The 17,562-nt window shown below is 73.9% G+C and carries 16 protein-coding genes; 11 read left to right on the top strand and 5 right to left on the bottom strand.

Annotated elements, in window-relative coordinates:
- The first annotated feature begins 4 nt into the window (after positions 1–4).
- The gene (locus ACZ4E1_RS11115) at positions 5–415 is read left to right on the top strand and encodes a bleomycin resistance protein (RefSeq protein ID WP_467537978.1); all 411 of its coding nucleotides are present in this window, start codon (positions 5–7) and stop codon (positions 413–415) included.
- A gap of 172 nt (positions 416–587) precedes the next feature.
- Positions 588–2,432: a DUF6049 family protein gene (locus ACZ4E1_RS11110; RefSeq protein WP_467537976.1), complete on the top strand. Its 1,845-nt coding sequence runs from the start codon at positions 588–590 to the stop codon at positions 2,430–2,432.
- Positions 2,433–2,435: 3 nt separating this feature from the next.
- On the opposite strand, the gene ACZ4E1_RS11105 is transcribed toward ACZ4E1_RS11110, so the two are convergent.
- Positions 2,436–2,963 (bottom strand): hypothetical protein, encoded by a 528-nt coding sequence (locus ACZ4E1_RS11105; protein ID WP_467537974.1) that lies wholly within the window; start codon positions 2,961–2,963, stop codon positions 2,436–2,438.
- A gap of 110 nt (positions 2,964–3,073) precedes the next feature.
- Positions 3,074–4,000, bottom strand: coding sequence for a LysR family transcriptional regulator (locus ACZ4E1_RS11100; protein WP_467538547.1), 927 nt, complete (start codon positions 3,998–4,000; stop codon positions 3,074–3,076).
- An 81-nt stretch (positions 4,001–4,081) separates the two neighbouring features.
- Here ACZ4E1_RS11100 and ACZ4E1_RS11095 point away from each other — a divergent pair, with 81 nt between their 5' ends.
- The 4 genes from ACZ4E1_RS11095 to ACZ4E1_RS11080 all read left to right on the top strand — a co-directional run bounded on the left by ACZ4E1_RS11095 (position 4,082) and on the right by ACZ4E1_RS11080 (position 8,122).
- Positions 4,082–5,317, top strand: coding sequence for an MFS transporter (locus tag ACZ4E1_RS11095; RefSeq protein WP_467537972.1), 1,236 nt, complete (start codon positions 4,082–4,084; stop codon positions 5,315–5,317).
- A gap of 89 nt (positions 5,318–5,406) precedes the next feature.
- Positions 5,407–6,192 (top strand): DUF4389 domain-containing protein, encoded by a 786-nt coding sequence (locus ACZ4E1_RS11090; RefSeq protein ID WP_467537970.1) that lies wholly within the window; start codon positions 5,407–5,409, stop codon positions 6,190–6,192.
- 101 nt (positions 6,193–6,293) lie between these two features.
- Entirely contained in the window at positions 6,294–7,292 is a 999-nt protein-coding gene (locus ACZ4E1_RS11085) for a ParA family protein (protein ID WP_467537968.1), read from the top strand.
- Positions 7,292–8,122, top strand: a complete 831-nt coding sequence (locus tag ACZ4E1_RS11080) for a ParB/RepB/Spo0J family partition protein (RefSeq protein ID WP_467537966.1) — start codon at positions 7,292–7,294, stop codon at positions 8,120–8,122. Before ACZ4E1_RS11085 ends, ACZ4E1_RS11080 begins: the two co-directional genes overlap by 1 nt.
- A gap of 20 nt (positions 8,123–8,142) precedes the next feature.
- Here the strand turns inward: ACZ4E1_RS11080 and ACZ4E1_RS11075 are convergent, their stop codons facing one another.
- On the bottom strand, positions 8,143–8,778 hold the full coding sequence (locus ACZ4E1_RS11075; RefSeq protein ID WP_467537964.1) for an NAD(P)-dependent oxidoreductase: 636 nt from the start codon (positions 8,776–8,778) through the stop codon (positions 8,143–8,145).
- A gap of 124 nt (positions 8,779–8,902) precedes the next feature.
- Here ACZ4E1_RS11075 and ACZ4E1_RS11070 point away from each other — a divergent pair, with 124 nt between their 5' ends.
- The gene (locus ACZ4E1_RS11070; RefSeq protein ID WP_467537962.1) at positions 8,903–9,319 is read left to right on the top strand and encodes a hypothetical protein; all 417 of its coding nucleotides are present in this window, start codon (positions 8,903–8,905) and stop codon (positions 9,317–9,319) included.
- Positions 9,320–9,407: 88 nt separating this feature from the next.
- Here ACZ4E1_RS11070 and ACZ4E1_RS11065 read toward each other — a convergent pair whose 3' ends face one another.
- Positions 9,408–9,848, bottom strand: coding sequence for an SH3 domain-containing protein (locus ACZ4E1_RS11065; RefSeq protein ID WP_467537959.1), 441 nt, complete (start codon positions 9,846–9,848; stop codon positions 9,408–9,410).
- Between the two features lie 188 nt (positions 9,849–10,036).
- On the opposite strand from ACZ4E1_RS11065, the gene ACZ4E1_RS11060 reads away from it, so the two are divergent.
- Genes ACZ4E1_RS11060 through ACZ4E1_RS11050 form a run of 3 tightly spaced genes read left to right on the top strand, consistent with a single transcriptional unit; the run spans position 10,037 to position 13,581 of the window.
- Positions 10,037–10,999 carry a hypothetical protein gene (locus tag ACZ4E1_RS11060; RefSeq protein ID WP_467537957.1) on the top strand — a complete coding sequence of 321 codons (963 nt, stop codon included), beginning with the start codon at positions 10,037–10,039 and terminating at the stop codon, positions 10,997–10,999.
- A gap of 53 nt (positions 11,000–11,052) precedes the next feature.
- Complete coding sequence (locus ACZ4E1_RS11055) at positions 11,053–11,556, top strand: DUF7144 family membrane protein (RefSeq protein ID WP_467537955.1); 504 nt, start codon at positions 11,053–11,055, stop codon at positions 11,554–11,556.
- 60 nt (positions 11,557–11,616) lie between these two features.
- Positions 11,617–13,581, top strand: a complete 1,965-nt coding sequence (locus tag ACZ4E1_RS11050) for an FUSC family protein (protein ID WP_467537952.1) — start codon at positions 11,617–11,619, stop codon at positions 13,579–13,581.
- Between the two features lie 129 nt (positions 13,582–13,710).
- Here the strand turns inward: ACZ4E1_RS11050 and ACZ4E1_RS11045 are convergent, their stop codons facing one another.
- Complete coding sequence (locus ACZ4E1_RS11045) at positions 13,711–15,804, bottom strand: PhoX family protein (protein WP_467537950.1); 2,094 nt, start codon at positions 15,802–15,804, stop codon at positions 13,711–13,713.
- Positions 15,805–16,049: 245 nt separating this feature from the next.
- Here ACZ4E1_RS11045 and ACZ4E1_RS11040 point away from each other — a divergent pair, with 245 nt between their 5' ends.
- Entirely contained in the window at positions 16,050–17,534 is a 1,485-nt protein-coding gene (locus tag ACZ4E1_RS11040; protein ID WP_467537948.1) for an aldehyde dehydrogenase family protein, read from the top strand.
- The last annotated feature ends 28 nt before the right edge of the window (positions 17,535–17,562 follow it).

Here is a 17,562-nt window from a genome sequence, read left to right as displayed (position 1 = left end):
CCCGATGCCCCGTACCCCGCTGACCGGCCGCGTCGCACCGGTCATGCCCGGACGTGACCTGACGGCGACCGCCTCGTTCTACGCCGGCCTCGGGTTCGCCGTCGCCGGGCACTACCCCGACGACGGCTATCTGATCCTCGTACGGGACACCGTCGAACTGCACTTCTTCCACGCCCCGGAGACCGACCCGCTGGCCGGTGCGCACGCCGCGTACCTGCGGCTGGACGGCGGGGCACCGGCGGTGGACGGGCTGTACGAGGAGTGGCGGAAGGCGGGCCCGCCGGCGGACCCGTACGCGACGCCGCGGCTCGTCGAACCGGACGACACGGTGTACGGGATGCGGGAGTTCGCCCTGGTGGACCCGGACGGGAACCTGCTGCGGATCGGCGCGGACCTGGAGCCGCCGGCGCACTGAGCGCGCGCCCGGCGCCGACGCGCCGCTCGCGCGCGGTACCGGCGGCGGTCCGCCGCACGGTGTTGGCTCAAGGCGTCAAGGCGTCAGGCGCAAAGGCGTCAAGGTCTCAAGGCGTCAAGGCGTGAAGGCCTCAAGGCTTCGAGGAACGGCCTCAGGGAAGGCAGGGGACGGGATGGCGGCAGCGGGATACGGGGCGGCGGCACGGGCCTTGATCGTGTCCGCCGTGGTGCTGGGGGCCGCGGCCCTGCCGGGGCCGCAGGCCCGTGCGGCGGACCACTCCGAGGACGATCCGCTGCGGGCGGCCGTCGTGTGGCCGGTGACCGCTCCCCCGCACCTGACGGCGGCCTCCCTCGGCGCGGGCCCCACCGCGCAGGCGGTGTTCGACGACGACGCGCTCGCGGACCTGTTCGCGGAAGGCGGGCGGCTGCGCGAGGTCGTCGACGCGGGCAAGGGCCACGCCGTCAACTGGGTCGTCGACCCGGACCTGGTGATCGCCGCGCAGGAGATGGCCGACGGCTACCGGGTCGCGGGCCCGGACGGCTCCAGCAACCCGCAGGACAGTGTCCGCGGCACCGGACAGGGCGCCGCCCGCGCCTGGCTCGCCGCCCTCAAGAGCGCCGTCGACGGGCACGACGTGTGGCTGCTGCCGTACGCGGACCCCGACCTGGCCTCGCTCGCCCACCACCCCGGGCCCGACCGCGACGACCTCACCGAGGCCGTGACCGGACTGGCCGGCGGCGCCCGCACCGACGTCGACAAGCTGCTCGGCATCAGCACGCGCGCCGGGCTCGGCTGGCCCGCGGACGGCGTGCTCGACCGCCGGATCACCGCACTCGGCACCGATCTCGGCGTGACCCGCATGCTCACCTCCGGGCAGGATCTCGACCCGGACGGGGCCGACCCGGTGACCCTCGGCAAGGGCGACGACGCGCTGACGGCGCTGCCCTACGACGCCGCCGTCACCAAGGCGCTCACCGCGATCAAGGACCCGGAGCGGCCGTCCCCGACCGCCTCCCCGAGCCCGTCGGCGTCCCCCTCCGGGAGCGGGTCGCCGAGCCCGGACGCGTCCGGCGCCTCCCCGAGCCCGTCGAAGAGCGCGTCGTCCAGGAGCGAGGCCCCCAAGCCCGACGAGGGCGCCGTGACCGACCTCGCCGAGCAGGTGCGGACCGGCTCGCACCACGTCGTCGTACCGCCCCGCGAACTGTCCGGGCGCGGGGCGCGGACGCTCGCCGCGGCGCTCGACGCGGGCGGCGAGGACGGCTGGCTGGAACTGGAGACGCTCCGCTCGGCGGGGAACGAGGCGGTGGACGGGACGGCCGGGCCGAGCGCGGAGTATCCGGCCGCGCTGCGGGCGAAGCAGTTGTCGGCGCGGCAGCTCGCCGCGGCGGCGGGCGACCTGGACGGGCTCGCGACCCTCTCCAAGGTGCTCGCCGACCCGCGGGCCACCACGGAGTCCGTGCACGGGGCGATGGCGCGGGCGCTGTCCACGGCCTGGCGGGGCCGGCCGGCCGCGGAGCAGGAGGCGTTCCAGGAGCGGACGACGGACTTCCTGACGGCGTCGGTGGGCTCGCTGCGTCTGGTGCCGAAGACGACGGTCACGGTCACCTCGGGCGACGCGCAGATCCCGGTGTCCGTCGACAACGCCCTCCAGCAGCCGGTCGCCGGGCTCGAACTGCGGGTCACGTCCAGCGACTCGGAGCGGCTGCGGGTCAACGACCCGGCGGTGGCGGTGCAGGCCGCGGGCTCCGCGAACCACACGACGCACATCGGGGTGACGGCCCGCGCCAACGGCAAGGCGGAGCTGACCGCACAGCTCTACACCCGCAGCGACGGCAAGCCGTGGGGCGACCCGATCACGTTCGAGGTGGACGTGACGTCGGTGTCGACCGGCGCGATCGTGGTCGTCGCGGCGGGCGTCGGCCTGATCGTCCTCGCGGCCGGATTCCGGATGTGGCAGGTCCGCAAGCGCCGTGCGGCGCAGAAGCCTCCGCAGGAGGAGACGGCGGGCGAGGAGTAGGGCTCAGGCGGTGGCCGTGGTCGTGGCGGTGGCGGTGGCGGTGCGGCGCAGGGTGCGCAGGATCAGCCACTGATCGCCCCAGGCCATGGCGGTCGCGAGGACGGCCATCAGGACGCCGACCACGACGCCGCCGGTCGCGGTGCCGAGGGAGAAGCCGAGCGCGCCGAGCCCGAGCCTGATCACGAGGCGCAGGGCGAGCAGAGCGAGGGCCAGGAGCCGGGTGCGCTTGTTCTTCCAGAGGGCCTTCATCAGGCGCATCCGGGTGCGCAGGACGGTGAGGGAGAGCGCGAGGTTGAGGACGAGGACGACCGGGATCACCGCGTAGAGCGCGGGGTGGACGCGGGCGATGTCGAAGACCCCGGCCAGACAGCCCATGATCGGGAAGTACCAGGCGGGCAGCCCCTCGAAGTCGCCGTCCACGCCGCCCTTCCGGGTCTCCGTGTGCGTGTGCGTGTGCGTCTGTGTGTCCGTATACGTGTCCGTGGTCATGGCCTGTCCCCCGGTGCCGCTGATGGTGGTGTTCTCCGACACCACCGATCCTGGCCGGGCGGCGGGGGTGTCCGGCAGAGCGAAGCGTCCCCGGCTCACCCGTACAAATGTCACGGCCGGAACGTCACGGCCGGAGCGTCACTGCGGGAACGTCACGCCCAGTCGGGGAGCCAGTGCGCGGCCGGGTCCGGGGGCCGGTAGCCGGCGGTCAGGGCGGTGCGCAGGGCGGCGAGGCCGGGGTGCGGGTTGTCGTCACGCCACATCAGGGCGAGCGGGTAGAGCGGGGTGGGGCGGCGTACGGGGATCGTGCGGAGGTCGAGGCCGGCGGGGCGCACGAGCGGGGTGCGGGTGCCCATGAGCGTGGCGAGGTCGGGCGCGTCGGCGACGGTGCGCAGGAGGTGCCCGCCGCCGAGGTTGGTGCCGCCGGTGTCGATGGTCAGCCCGTACTCGGCCGCCAACTGCGCGTAGTACGCGGCCCATTCGGAGCCCGGGGCGAGGCCGGGCATCCAGAGGCGGTGCCCGGCGAGGTCGCCGGGGGTGACCTCGGCGGCGTCGGCGAGCGGGTGAGCGGGGCCGGTGACGAGGACGACCGGTTCGTCGACGACGCGGGCGGCGGTCATCCCGGGCGGCAGCCGCCGGTCGGGCACCCGGGACACCCAGAACGCGGCGTCGAGCCCGCCGTCGCGCACGCCTTCCAGGGCGGCGCGGCCGTCGCCGAGCGCGACGACGTCGAGGGGGACGCCGGGGTGGTCGCGGTGGAAGTCGTGGAGCAGACCGTTGGTGATGAGGTTGGTGCCGAGGACGTCGACGCGCAGGGGGCGGCTGCCGGGGCGTACGGAGGCGGCGGCGCGGTCGGCGGCCTCGGTGAGGGCGCGGGCGTGCGGCAGGAAGGTCTGCCCGTCCAGGGTGAGCCGGGCGCCGCGCGGGGTGCGGGTGAACAGGCGGACGCCGAGCCGCCGTTCCAGTGCGGCGATGCGCTTGGAGGCGGCCTGCTGGGTGATGCCGAGCTCCTGCGCGGCGATCTGGATCTGCCCCTCGTCGGCGACGGCGACGAAGGTGCGTACGGCTTCGAGGTCCACCCTTTCCATACAACCACGGGTTGTACGGATCGGCCCGGCGGTTGTTTGCCGGGCGGGGCGCGCGGGGCGTTGGATCGCCGGGTGGCGACAGGGACAGAGCGGGCCCGGGCGGGGCTCGGGCGGGATTTCGGGTGGCTGTGGGCCGCGTTCGCGGTGAGCACGGCGGGCAGCTGGCTGGCCCTGGACGCGTTCTCGCTGATCGCGGTGCTGACGCTGCACTCCAGCCCGGCGCAGGTGTCGTTCCTGGCGGCGGCCGGGATCGCGGTCGGGGCGCTGCTCGCGGTGCCGCTGGGCCCGTGGGTGGAGTTCCGCCGCAAGCGCCCCGTGATGATCGCGGCGGACCTGGCGCGCTGCGCTGCGCTGCTGACGCTGCCGCTCGCGTACGTGCTCGGCACGCTGACGTTCGCGCAGCTGGTCCTGGTCTCGGTGGTCGTGGCGACCGCCGACATCGTCTTCCGGGCGGCGAGCGGGGCGCACCTGAAGGCACTCGTCCCGGCGGAGGGACTGCTGCTCGCCAACGCCCGCTTCGAGTCGACGAGCTGGACGGCGACGGCGCTCGGGCCGCCGCTGGGCGGAGCGGCGATCGGCGCGTTCGGGCCGCTGACCGCGATCGTGGGCGACGCGGTCAGCTACGCCCTGTCGGCGCTCGGCGTCCGCGCGATCCGCCACCCGGAGCCGGAGCCGGCGCGGGGCGGGAAGGCGCTGAGCCGGGCGGAGATCGCGGAGGGCTGGACGTATCTGTGGCGGCGGCCCGAGTTGCGGGCCCTGTTCCTGAACACGACCCTGGTGAACGCTCTGATCATGGTCGGCGCCCCGCTGATGGCGGTGCTGATGCTGCGCGAACTCGGCTTCCCCGTGTGGGAGTACAGCCTCGCCTTCTCGGTGCCCTGCCTGGGCGGCCTGCTCGGCTCCCGTCTGACGCCGCGGCTCGTGCGGCGGTACGGGGCCGGTCGGGTGCTCCGGGTCAGCGGCACGGCCCGCGCCTGCTGGCCGCTGGGCCTCGCGTGCGTCGGGACCGGGACCGGCGGTCTGCTCACCGTGATGGTCGTCGAGCTGGGGCTCATCTTCTGTTGCGGCGTCTTCAACCCGGTGCTCGCCGGGGAGCGGCTGCGGCGCACGGAGCCGGACCGGGTGGCCCGGGTGCTGTCCGCCTGGACGGTCACGGGCAAGGCGGTGACGGCGGCGCTGACCCTGGCCTGGGGCGCGCTCGCGGCGCTGACCGGGACGCGGACGGCACTGGCCGCGGCCGGAGCCCTCCTGCTGGCCACGCCCTTCCTGCTCCGCCCCCTCAACTCCCGTACCTCACAAGGGAGTTGATGCCCGGACAGGCTCGGGCTCCGGGTGGGTCGCCACCTGAACGGGTGCGAGCGGATGCCGTGACCTGCGGCGCTGTGCACAGTGGCGGCATGTCCACGTCTCCCGGCTTCGGCACGGTCCCGCTCGTCCCCGGCGCCGAACCGCTCCCCGAGCTCGAGGTGCCGCCGCCCGGCCGGCAGAACCGGCTCACCGTGCTGCTGCGGCTGCTCCTGCTGCTGCCGCACGCGGTGGTGCTCGTCGTGCTGTCGGTCGTCTCCGTGCCCGTCGTGGTGGCCGCCTGGTGCGGGGCGCTGCTCATCGGCCGGGCACCGGACCGCCTGGAGCGGTGGCTCGCGGGCTTCCTCGGCTACGAGACACGGCTGTCGGCCTCCGCGATGCTGCTCACGGACCGGCTGCCGCCGTTCGCCCTGGAGCGGCCCTTCGGCTACCCGGTGCAGGTGCGGCTGCACTCCTCGGCGCTGAACCGGTTCGCCGTGCTGTTCCGGCTGCTGCTCGTGCTGCCCGCGGCGCTCGTGTGCGCGCTGGTGACGGCCGGGTGGTGGGCCGTGTCGTTCGTGACGTGGCTGGTGGTGCTGGCGCTCGGGCGGATGCCGTTGCCGTTGTTCGGGGCGAGTGCGGCGGTGCTGCGCTATCGGATGCGGGTCGCGGCGTACGTGCTGCTGCTGACCTCGGCGTACCCCAAGCGGCTGTTCGGGGACCAGGGGTCGGTGGACTCGGCGATCGGTGTGGTCCGGGGCCCTTCGGGGACTCGGCCGCTCTTCCTGGGCGCCTCGGCGAAGATGCTGCTCGGGGCGTTCCTGGTGCTCGGCGTCCTGGGCTGGGCCGGCGGTTCGGCCCGCCCGATGACACCCCCGTCCCTGGAGGCCTCACCGTAACTCCGCCCCTCTCGTCGCCGGGTGCGCCCCGGCGGGGCTTCTCGCGCAGTTCCCCGCGCCCCTGAAATGCAGACCCTTCGGGTCGCATTTCCCCGACTCAGGTGCGGGGCGCCTGTTGTCGGGGAAGGCGCGGCGAAGCCGCATGCCTTCAGGGGCGCGGGGAACTGCGCGACCAGCCACGACGTACCCGCGGCCGCCAACACACCCGTTCCCGCCCCCACGCACGGCGTGTACCCGCGCCCAAAAGAACCCGCACTGCCAAAGTAACCACGAGCAAAACCCCCCAAACCAGCCCCATACGGGAGTACCTCGTGGCGCACGTACACGTGATCCTCAATCAGAAGGGCGGCGTCGGTAAGTCCACCCTCGCCGTGAACCTCGCCGCCGTCACCGCAGACGTCCTCGGCGCCGGCACCGCCAAGAGCGCCGGAGGCGACGGGCAGCCGCCCGTCGTCGCCGTGTCCATCGACCCGCAGGGCTCCGCCGTGTGGTGGTCCGAGCGCGTCGGCGAGGACCTGCCCTTCGACTTCGTGCAGGCCCACGACGACCTGGCCGGCCTCGCCGCCCTGTCCCGCATCCCCTCCGCCCAGCACGTCTTCGTCGACACCCCGGGCTGGCTGGACCTCGCCGAGGACGACGGCGCCGACCCGCTCGGCAAGGGCGCCGCCGCCGACGCCCTGCGCGCCGTGCTGTCCAACGCCACCGACGTCATCGTGCCGGTCGAGCCGGAGCCGCTGAGCTTCCAGCCGACGCAGCGCACGATCGAGCGGGTCGTGAAGCCGCGCGGGCTGCCGTTCCGCGTGGTCATCAACAACTGGGACCCGCGCGACGGCAAGGCCGACCTGACGCAGACCCGCGCGTTCGTCGAGGCCCAGGGCTGGCCCCTGGCCCGTACCGTCGTGCGCCACTACAAGCTGCACACGCGGGCCAGCGCCGACGGCCTGGTCGTCACCCAGTACGGCGCCAACCGCGTCGCGCTCCAGGCCCGCGAGGACTTCTTCCGGCTCGCCCTGGAGGTGGGGCTCGCCGCGATCCCGAAGCCCGCGCGCAAGCCCCGTACGACGACCAAGGCCCGCACCAAGAAGAAGGTGAACGTCTGATGGGGCGCCGCACGGATCTGTCCTCGCTGCTGGCCACGGGCCCGGACACCGCCGCGACCAGCACCCCGGGCCCGCGCAGAAGGCCTGACACCACCCCGCTCACGGTGCCGGTCAGCGACCTCGCCGAGAACCCCGACAACCCCCGCCACGAGCTGCGCGACCTGGACGGACTCGCCGAGACGGTGCGCGAGCGCGGGGTGCTGCAAGCGCTCGGCGTGGTCCCCGCGGCCGTGTTCCTGGCGGCCCACCCGCACCACAAGGAGGCCGTCGGCCCGGCCCCGTACGTCGTGCTGCACGGGCACCGCAGGCTCGCGGCGGCCCGGATGGCGGGCCTGGACGAGGTGCCGGTGCTGGTCCGGGACGACGCCAGCCGGTCCGACGAGGACGCGCTCATCGAGAACGTGCAGCGCGACGACCTCACGGAACTGGAGCAGGCGCAGGCCATCCAGGGCCTGATCACCGCGTACGGGTACTCGCAGCGCCAGGTCGCGGCCCGGATCGGCAAGACCCAGGGCTTCGTCTCGCAGCGCCTGTCGCTGATGAAGCTGCGCGAGGACCTCCAGGAGGCGCTCGCGGACGGCCGGGTCTCGGTCGAGGACGCCCGGCGGATCGCCCGGCTCCCCCGCGAGGACCAGGCGCTGCCGGGACACCACGGCGCGCTGCCCACCCCGTCGGTGCCGGCCGCCCGGGGCGAGCGGCGCGGCGGCCGTGATTACGGCGTAATCAAGATCGACAGCCGGGGCACCCCCGAGGACGTCGTCGAGGCGCTGCGCCGGCATCTGGCCCCGGCCGCCCTCGACCGCGTCGTGGAGCTCCTCGGCCGCAACTGATCCGGACGGGAGGCCCCGGGTCAGTAGGCGACGGACATCCGGCCCCGGGAGTGCGCGTCGCGTTCGAGTTCGTCGACGAAGGCGATCGCGTAGTCCTCGGCGCTGATCCGGCTGTTGCCGTGCTCGTCGGTCATCAGGCGGTCGCCGCCGATGCGGAACTCGCCGGTGCGCTCACCGGGGCCGATGTCCGCGGCCGGGGACACACAGGTCCAGTCGAGGTCGTCGACGGTGCGCAGATAGGTCAGGAGGTCGCGGTGGGCCAGGGCCTCGCCGCGGTAGTCGTCGGGGAAGCCGGGCTGGTCGAGGAGCATCCGGCCCGGCTCGACGAACAGGTTGCCCGAGCCGCCCACCACGACCAGCCGCGTCACGCCCGACCTGCGCACTCCCGCCACCAGTGACTCGTTCAGGGCGAGGAAGGGCAGCGTCGGGTCGGAGCCGTCGCGGGGTGGCGCGAGGGCGCTGGCGACGGCGTCGTGGCCGTCGGCGAGCTCACCCACCCGGACGGGGTCGGAGCAGTCCGCGGCGGCCGCGGTGACGCCGGGCAGCGGGGAGCCACCGGACCGGCTGACCGCCGTGACCCGGTGGCCGCGGGCGAGGGCCTCGGCGGCGATGCGGCTGCCGACCATGCCGGTGGCGCCGAACAGCACGATGTTCATGGGCCCAGCGAAACACGGCCCCGACGGCCCCGCATGTTGCACTACGCCCCTCGCGAGCGGTCAATGGAATACGGGGAACCCGGGGCCCAAAGGGGTCCCGGGGGACGTGAGAAAGGAGCCCGACATGGCTCAGCACGCGGCACCCGTATCCCGGCGGCGCCCCCGCGGCGCGGCACTCGCCCCGACCGACCCGGCCGTGGTCCTGCCGGTCGTCGCGGGAACCGCCTACGGCTTCTGGGCGGCGAACATCCAGCGCTACGGCGAGGCGGTCACCGGCGGCAACATCGCGCTCGGTTTCGTCACCGGCATCCTCGTGGCGGCGCTCTGCTTCGGCGTCCACCAGTGGTCGGCGGCGCAGGCGGGCCGGCACTTCTTCGCCCGCGCGGGCGCCTGGGGCGTGCTGGCCGGTGTCTCGGTCGGGTTCCTGCACAGCCTGGCCGACGGCGGGATCCTCTGGTCGTGCTTCCTCGGCGGGTTCGTCGCCGCGGGCGTCTTCATCGCGGTCTACTACCGCTACTACTCGGCGAGCGAGTACGTCTGACGGCGCCGGGACGACCGGCAGCACGGGAGGCGCCCCGGAGGCCTTGGACCTCCGGGGCGCCTTCCGCTGTGCGGGGTCGGTCGGCGGCTCAGTACGTGACGCCGAACTCGATGCTGGTCTCCGAGTGGAACCAGAAGGTCGGGCTGTCGCGGTAGTCGGTGCTGTGGCTGTCACGCTGCGGGTGGTCCGGCGGACACGGGGTCTCGCAGCTCGGCACGGCACGGCCGTCGGTGTCGATGTAGGTGGCGCTGACCCAGCCGCGGGCGCCGATCAGCCAGAACCAGGCCGGATCGCCGTGCACCCGAGTGCCGTTGGTCGCGCACTCGACGCGGTCCTGGTCGCCCGGATCGAGACGGGTGACGACCGGGTCCGAAGTGCTCGGTCCCGAGCGGACGTTGAGTTCGCTCTGGGAGACGACGGTCCCCCAGACGACGCCGCTGCCCGCACTGGCCGGGGCCGCCGCCGTCACGGCGAGCACGCCGCCCGCGACGAGCGTGGCCGCGGCGATGGCCGGAGTTGTTCGGCGCATGATCGTCCTCCTAGCTCCCCACACCCAGGAAACACCCGTTCGGCCCAGTGCTCCACCGGAGCCACTTGAACCCCGTACATCACAGGCGTACACACCCACCCCACCCGTCCACCGGAAGTGACCCCGCACTGGTCCGTCTGTACGAGCCCCGGTCGCGCCCCGCGCGGCCGGGGTCTTGCCTGGGGAGGGTGACCCGCCCCGCCCCCTCCGCCCGCGCCGTCCGCCGCGTGCTCGCGCCTGCCCTCCTCGTCCTCGCCTGCCTCCTCGTCCCCCTCGGCACGCTCTCCACCTGGGCGAAGTACGCGATCGGCGACAGCGACCGGTACGTGGAGGCCATGGCGCCGCTCGCCACCGACCCCGACGTGCAGAACGCGGTCGCCGACGCCGTCACCACCGGGATCATGCGCTCCCTCGACGTGGGCCCGCTCGTCGGCGCCGTCGACCAGTACCTGCACGACGCCGTCGTCTCCTTCACCGGCACCGCCACCTTCCAGCGGGCCTGGGACACGGCGAACCGGGCCGCCCACGACGCCGTGCAGGACGCCCTGGACGACGGCAGCACCGGCGCCGTCACCCTCGACCTCGCGCCCGTCACCGCACAGGTCAGACAGCAGCTCATCGACGACGGTGTGCCGTTCGCCGAACAGATCCCGGTGACCCACACCGAGATCACCGTCCTGTCCGCCGGTGAACTCTCCGATCTGCGGGAGGTGTTCCACGTGCTCCAGGTGGCCGGCATCTGGCTGCCAGTGGCGGCCGTCGTGTGCGCCGTCGCGGGCCTGCTGCTCGCGCTGCGCCGCGGCCGGGCGCTCACCGCGACCGGCGTCGGCGTCGCGCTCGGCGCCGCCGCGCTGCTGCTCGCCCTCACCATCGCCCGCTCCCTCACCCTCGACGACCTCGAAACCGACGCCGACAAGGCGGCCGCCGGCGCCGTGTACGACGCCCTGACCTCGTCCATGCGGACCGCGTCCTGGGTCCTGGTCGGCACCGGCCTCGCCGTCGCCCTCGGATCCTGGGCCTTCGGCCGCTACGGGCCGCCCGGGCGGCGCGCGCGGGCCGGCTCCGCAGCGGGCGCGAAGGCGGGCCCGGCGTCACCCGAACAGCCCCGCGCGGAGTGCCGTGAGGTCCGGCCCGGACGAGCATTCCCCTGACGACACGAGGCGGCTCGCCGTGCAGGGCGGACCGCCGTCGCGAGGAGGCCTCGATGAGCCAGAGCACACCGCCCCCCGGCCCCGGATCCGCCCCGGACCCCGACCCGGCCGCCTGGTCCGCCGCGCAGCGCCGCCGCGAACCCGACCCCACGCGCGGCGAGGGGACCGGCAACCCCGACTGGGCGGCCGGCGGCGCCGTCTTCGCCGGTGTCCTGATGATGACCAGCGGCATCCTCGGTGTCCTCAACGGCATCGCGGGCATCGCCCAGGACGACGTGTACGGCCGCGTCGGCGACTACGTCTACGAGTTCAGCCTCACCACCTGGGGCTGGATCCACCTCGTGATCGGCGTCCTCGTGGCCGTCACCGGCTGGGGCGTCCTCAAGGGAGCGGACTGGGCGCGCGGCGTCGGCATCGGCCTCGCCGTGCTCTACGTCATCGAGTACTTCCTGTTCCTGCCCTACGCGCCGGTCTGGTCGGTGATCGCCATCGGCATCGGCGTGTTCGTCATCTGGGCGCTGGCCCAGGAGCCGTCGCGCAACCGTACGGCGCCGTGACGTCGCCCCGATCTCTCGCACCCACCTGGCGGGCGGCCCGGCCCGCCACATAATGGGCGCATGCCGCCCCCAGACTGGCTGGTCAGGACCTTTCAGCCGCAGCGCGCCCCCATCCCCTGGGCCGCCGCGGCCCGTGCCGCGATCGCCCTGGCCGCCCCGCTGGCGGTGGGCCTGGCCACGGACCACTTCACCTACGGCGCGGTCGTCGCCCTCGGCGCCCTCTCCGGCGTCGTCGGCGACACGGCCGACGCGTACCGGATGCGCATCCTGAACATCGCCGTGCCGCAGCTCTTCGGCGCCCTCGGCGTCGTCCTCGGCACCCAGGTGTACGGGCAGGGCTGGCTCGCCGTCGCCGTCGTCACCACCGTCGCCCTGGTCTCCGGGATGATCTCCACGATCGGCGCGGTCGCCTCGGTCTCCGGCCTGCTGCTCCTGCTGAACTGCGTGGTCGGCGCGGGCCTCCCGATGCCCGGCGACTGGTGGCTCGCCCCGCTCCTGATCCTCACCGGCGGCCTCCTCGTCCTGCTGCTCGCCCTGCTGGCCTGGCCGCTGCGCGGCGGCGTGCCCGAACGGGCCGCGGTCGCCGCCACCTACCGGAGCGTCGCGAACCTCCTCGAAGCCGCCGGCACCGACGACCTCAGCTACGCCGAGACCCGCATCGCGGTCACCCAGTCCCTCAACCAGGCCTACGACCTCGTCCTCGCCCGGCGCGCCCTCGCTCACGGCCGCAACCCCGAACAGGTCCGCCTGGTAAGCCAGTTGAACGCCCTGTCCCCGGTCCTGGAGGCGGCCCCCGCCGCCCACCAGTGCGGGGTGCCGCTGTCGCCGCGGATCCCGGCCGCCGTCCGCGAGGTCGCCGAGGCCGTCGCCGCCGGACGGACCGCCGAGAACGCGGCCCGCGACCTGCCCGAACCCGAGGGGCCCGCCGCCCGCGCCGTCGACCAGGCCGTGCGGCACGCCGCCGAGGTCGCCTCCCGGCGCGGCGAGGCCGACTTCACCAACGTCGACGACCGCCTCGGCCGGCCCGCCGCGCTGCGGGTGCGGGCCCGGCGGGCGGTGCGCGGGGTGCTGCTGTCCGGGGCGTCCTGGCGCTACGGGCTGCGCCTCGCGCTCTGCATCGGCATCGCGCAGGCCCTCGTGTCGCTGATCGCGGTGCCGCGCTCGTACTGGGTGGCGCTGACCATCACGTTCGTCCTCAAGCCGGACTTCGGGTCCGTGTTCTCGCGGGCCCTGCTGCGCGCCCTCGGCACGGCCGCCGGGCTCGTCGTCGCGGCGGCCGTGCTCTCCGAGGTGCCGCTGGGCTGGTGGTCCGTGCCGGTGATGATGCTGCTCGCCCCGCTGATCCCGGCGCTCACCCCGCGCGGCTACGGCTACCAGACCGCCGCCATCACCCCGGTGATCCTGCTCCTGTCCGACATCCTCAACCACCAGGGCACGGCCCTCCTGTGGCCCCGGCTCCTGGACAGCCTGATGGGCTGCGCGATCGCGCTGGTCGTCGGGTACCTGCTGTGGCCGGAGAGCTGGCACACCCGGATCGGGGACCGGCTCGCGGACGCGGTGCGGGACACGGCGGCGTACGTGGACAGCGCGTTCGGCGCGCCGGGGGAGCGGGACACGGCGGCGCGGGCGCGGATGCGGAGGCGGTTGTACCGGGATCTTTCGCTGATCCGGGCCGAGTTCCAGCGGGCGCTGACCGAGCCGCCGCCCATGGGGAGGCGGGCGGCGGCGTGGTGGCCGCTCGTCGTCGCGGTCGAGCGGATCGTGGATGCGACGACCGCTGCGCGGGTGCGCGTGGGGCATGGTTCCCCTCCGCCTTCTTCGGCGGAGGTGAGCCGGGTCTCCGCGCAGTTGCGGGAGCTCTCCGAGGGGCTGCGGGAGTCTGTGGTCCTCGAAGAGGTGCGGGCCGACTTCGGTGACCCCGGGTCGCCCGAGGGTGTGCTGGAACCCGTCCGCCAGGAGGTGGCCGCCGCCCGGGCGATCGGCATCTCGACGGGTCCGACCGGTTCGCTGCCGAGTGCCGCGTAGTGGGGCTTCTCGCGCAGTTCCCCGCGCCCCTGATGAGGCTGCGCCTCATCGGGGAAATGCCGCCCGAAGGGCGTGCATTTCAGGGGCGCGGGGAACTGCGCGATCAGCCCCCACCGGCCGGTGGTCGCGTCAGATACCGATGTCGCCCCCATCGGTGCGCCACACCGAGACGACAGAAGGCCGCACGATCCGGCCCGGGCCGTCAGGCCACGCGCTGGCCGGCCGCTCGACGGACGCCCCGTCGATCTCCCCCGGGTGCTGGACGGACACGAGCACCCGGCGATCCTGCACGAGCGGACCGCAGGTCTCCGCCCCGGTCGGCATCGTGAGGAACTGCTTCAGCTCGCCCCGCCGCTCACCGCGCGTCGCGACACCGAACAGCCCGTCGTGCGAGCCCAGCTGGTTGCCGTCCGTGGAGATCCACAGGTTGCCGTGCGGGTCGAACGTGACGTTGTCCGGGCAGGAGATCGGGCTGACCCGCTCCTTGGGGAACCCGGCGAAGTACGTCGCCGGGTCCTCCGGGTCACCGGCGACCAGGAACAGGGACCAGCCGAACGAGGTCGACTCGGCGCGGTTGCGGGCCTCGGTCAGTTCGAGGATCTGGCCGTGCTTGTTGAGGTTGCGCGGGTTGGCCTCGTCCGGGCCCGCCTTGCCGGCCTTGCCGCGGTCGGAGTTGTTCGTGAGGGCGACGTACACCTTGCCGGTGCGCGGGGACGGCTCGATGTCCTCGGGCCGGTCCATCTTCGTGGCGCCGACCTTGTCCCCGGCGAACCGCGTGAAGAGGTAGACCTCCTCGGCGGTCATGCCCTCGACGTGGGAGACCGCGCGACCGCCCGCGTAGGCGGTGGCCAGCGGGATCCACGTACCGGAGCCGTCGAACTCGCCGTCGGAGGGCAGCGCGCCCGTGCCGTCGATCTGGCCCGCCGGGGAGTCGCCGGTGAGCCGGGCGACGTACAGGGTGCCTTCGTCGAGGAGGGTCAGGTTGTGGGCGTGGGCGGCCCGCGAGGTGCCCTTCGCCATGCGCTTGCTGCCGACGAACTTGTAGAAGTAGTCGAACTTCTCGTCGTCGCCCATGTAGACGACGGGGCGGCCGTCGTCGGTCAGGCGCGGCTGCGCGGCCTCGTGCTTGAAGCGGCCGAGCGCGGTGCGCTTGCGCGGGGTCGACTCCGGGTCGTACGGGTCGAGTTCGACGACCCAGCCGAAGCGGTTGGCCTCGTTGGGCTCCTTGGCCAGGTCGAAGCGGTCGTCGAACCGCTCCCACTTGCGCTCGGAGGCCTCGCCGATCACGCCGTACCGCTTGAGGCGGGCGGCCGTCGCCGGGTCGGTGACCTTGGCGGCGTTGGCGAAGTACTGGTTGAAGTTCTCCTCGCCGTGCAGCGTCGTGCCCCACGGGGTCGTGCCGCCCGAGCAGTTGTTGAGCGTGCCGAGGACCGTGGTGCCCTTCGGGTCGGCCTTCGTGCGGACCAGGTCGCTGCCCGCGACGGGGCCGGTGAGGCGGAAGGGGCTGGTGGCGGTCAGGCGCCGGTTGAGGGGGTGGCGGGAGACGGCGTTCAGGCCGCCGTTCTTCCGGTTCTCCTCGACCACGACGACGGACAGGCCGTGCGCGGCCCACGCGATCTCGACCTGCTCACGGGTCGGGTTCGCCGGGTCGTAGCCGCGGAACATCAGGATCTCGTCGGTGTACTCGTGGTTGGCGACGAGGACCTGCCGGCCCTGCTCGCCGCGCAGCGGCAGCAGGCTCAGGAAGTCGTTGTTGTAGCCGAACTGGCCGGCCTGCGCCTTGGCGCTCTGGTGCTCCGGGTCGAAGGCCGGGGCGCCGCGCAGGATCGGTTCGCCCCAGCGGACGACGATGTTCTGCCCGTACCCGCCGGGCACCGTGACGGCGTCGGCGGTGTTCGGCGCGACGGGCGCGAACCGCAGCCCGCGCGCACCCTCCGTGGCTGTCCCGTGCCCGCCGTGTCCGGCGGCGGCCGTGGCGTCCCCGGCGCCCGGACCGGCCAGGACCGTCGTACCGGCGGCGGCCGCGACGGTCACCACGGCGGCGGCGCGCAGCATCGAACGGCGGCTCAGCGCACCGGCGACGACATCGCCGACGTACGCGTTGTCGCTGGTGTTCGGCACCTCGTGGAAACAGGCGTCACCACAGCGGAACCGACAGGTCAGCGCCGAACGGCCCCCCGCGTGACGTCCGTCGACCGAGACCAGCGGCAGCATTTTCCGCACGCTTTCCCTCCCCTTTGCGAAGTCATGTCGGCCGAGACGGTATGGGGGCACGGGTGCCGGACGGGGGACGCGGGATGAACGCGCGGTGAACCTGTCGGCGGCTCCGAAAGGTACGGGCGAGGCCCGCTCCGGAGGCCCGCATAGCGCGCCCCTATACCCGGTATTGGCAGATCACCCGTTGTTCACCCGCTGTTCCCGGGGCGAGGGTGGCGGGGACGATCCCACCGGCTGCGAAGGAGCAGGGAATGGCTGTGGCACCGGGAGACACACGGTTCGAGGTGGCGGGACATCTGACGGAGAACCACATCGGCGGGCGGTGGGTCGCGGCGCAGTCGGGACAGCGCCGCCCCGATGTGAACCCGGCCGATCTCTCCGACGTCCTCGGGGAGTTCGCGGAATCGGGCGGCGCCGACGTCGACCTCGCGGTCGAGGAGGCGCGGCGGGCGCTCGACGGCTGGCGCGGCATCGGACCGATCGAGCGGGCCGCCGTCCTGACGAAGGCGCTGCACCTCCTGGACGAGCGCACCCAGGAATTCGCGTACGCCATCACACGCGAGCAGGGCAAGCTCCTCAAGGAGGCGCTCGGGGAAGTCGAACGAGCCAAGGCGGTCCTGGAGTTCACGACCGGGCAGGCCCGGCGGCTGGGAGGGGTCACCGTTCCGGCCGAGGAGGCCCGTACCTTCGCCTACACCTTCCGCAAGCCCATCGGCGTGATCGGACTGATCTCGCCGTGGAACTTCCCGCTGGCCATCCCGATGTGGAAGGTGGCCCCCGCGCTCCTGTCCGGCTGCACCGCGATCCTGAAGCCGTCCCCGCTGACCCCGCTCACCTCGGCGCTCCTCGTCGACGTCTTCCAGCGGGCGGGCCTGCCGGACGGGGTGCTGAACCTGGTGCAGGGCGACGCGGCGGCCGGCGAGGCGCTCGTCGCCAACCCGGCCGTGGCCGGCATCAGCTTCACCGGCTCGCTGCCGATCGGCACCGCCATCCACACCGGCGGCGCTCACCGGCTGCTGCGCACCCAGCTCGAACTGGGCGGCAAGAACGCGGTGATCGTGTGCGACGACGCCGACCTCGACAAGGCCGTGGACGCGGTCGTGCACGGGGCGTTCGGGCAGGCGGGCCAGCGCTGTTCGGCGACCAGCCGGGCCGTCGTCGACGTCCGGGTGCGCGAGGAGTTCCTGGAGCGGCTCGTCGCCCGCGTCGGCGGCCTGCGGGTCGGACCCGGCTTCGATCCGGCGTCCGAACTGTGCCCGGTCGTGGACACCGCGCGCCGGGACGCGGCCCTCGCCGCGATCGCGGGCGCGCAGCGCGACGGCGGCAAGGTGGTGTGCGGCGGCGGACGCGAGGAGCGCCCCGGCCTGCCGGACGGCTGCTACGTCCGGCCGACCGTGATCCGGGACGTGCCGTGGGACGCGGAACTGGCGCAGGAGGAGGTGTTCGGGCCGGTCCTCGCGGTCGTGGACGCCGAGGACTTCGACGACGCCCTGCGCATCGCGAACTCGGTGAAGTACGGCATGTCCGGGACGATCTTCACCGCCTCGCAGACCCGCGCCTTCGAGGCCCTCGACCGCTTCGAGGCGGGCATGCTGCACGTCAACCGGCCCGGCGTCGGCGCGTACGCGCACCTGCCGCACGTCGGCGACAAGGCCAGCCAGTACGGCCCGCCGGAGTGCTCGCCGGAGGTCTTCGACTTCTACACGGCCTGGCACTCGGCCTGCATCTCGTACTAGCGCGCTATTCGGTGACGAACGCCGAAGG

The sequence above is a fragment of the Streptomyces sp. NPDC025806 genome (assembly GCF_055558275.1).
This window is presented reverse-complemented; position numbering and strand designations above follow the sequence as displayed.

What these genes read in the sequence shown, in the direction of transcription:
- ACZ4E1_RS11050 (WP_467537952.1), top strand. Translation starts at nt 11,617, where the DNA reads ATGCCGCCCCCAGACTGGCTGGTCAGGACCTTTCAGCCGCAGCGCGCC.
- ACZ4E1_RS11040 (WP_467537948.1), top strand. Translation starts at nt 16,050, where the DNA reads ATGGCTGTGGCACCGGGAGACACACGGTTCGAGGTGGCGGGACATCTG.
- ACZ4E1_RS11070 (WP_467537962.1), top strand. Translation starts at nt 8,903, where the DNA reads ATGGCTCAGCACGCGGCACCCGTATCCCGGCGGCGCCCCCGCGGCGCG.
- ACZ4E1_RS11065 (WP_467537959.1), bottom strand. Translation starts at nt 9,848, where the DNA reads ATGCGCCGAACAACTCCGGCCATCGCCGCGGCCACGCTCGTCGCGGGC.
- ACZ4E1_RS11090 (WP_467537970.1), top strand. Translation starts at nt 5,407, where the DNA reads ATGTCCACGTCTCCCGGCTTCGGCACGGTCCCGCTCGTCCCCGGCGCC.
- ACZ4E1_RS11115 (WP_467537978.1), top strand. Translation starts at nt 5, where the DNA reads ATGCCCCGTACCCCGCTGACCGGCCGCGTCGCACCGGTCATGCCCGGA.
- ACZ4E1_RS11075 (WP_467537964.1), bottom strand. Translation starts at nt 8,778, where the DNA reads ATGAACATCGTGCTGTTCGGCGCCACCGGCATGGTCGGCAGCCGCATC.
- ACZ4E1_RS11110 (WP_467537976.1), top strand. Translation starts at nt 588, where the DNA reads ATGGCGGCAGCGGGATACGGGGCGGCGGCACGGGCCTTGATCGTGTCC.
- ACZ4E1_RS11080 (WP_467537966.1), top strand. Translation starts at nt 7,292, where the DNA reads ATGGGGCGCCGCACGGATCTGTCCTCGCTGCTGGCCACGGGCCCGGAC.
- ACZ4E1_RS11055 (WP_467537955.1), top strand. Translation starts at nt 11,053, where the DNA reads ATGAGCCAGAGCACACCGCCCCCCGGCCCCGGATCCGCCCCGGACCCC.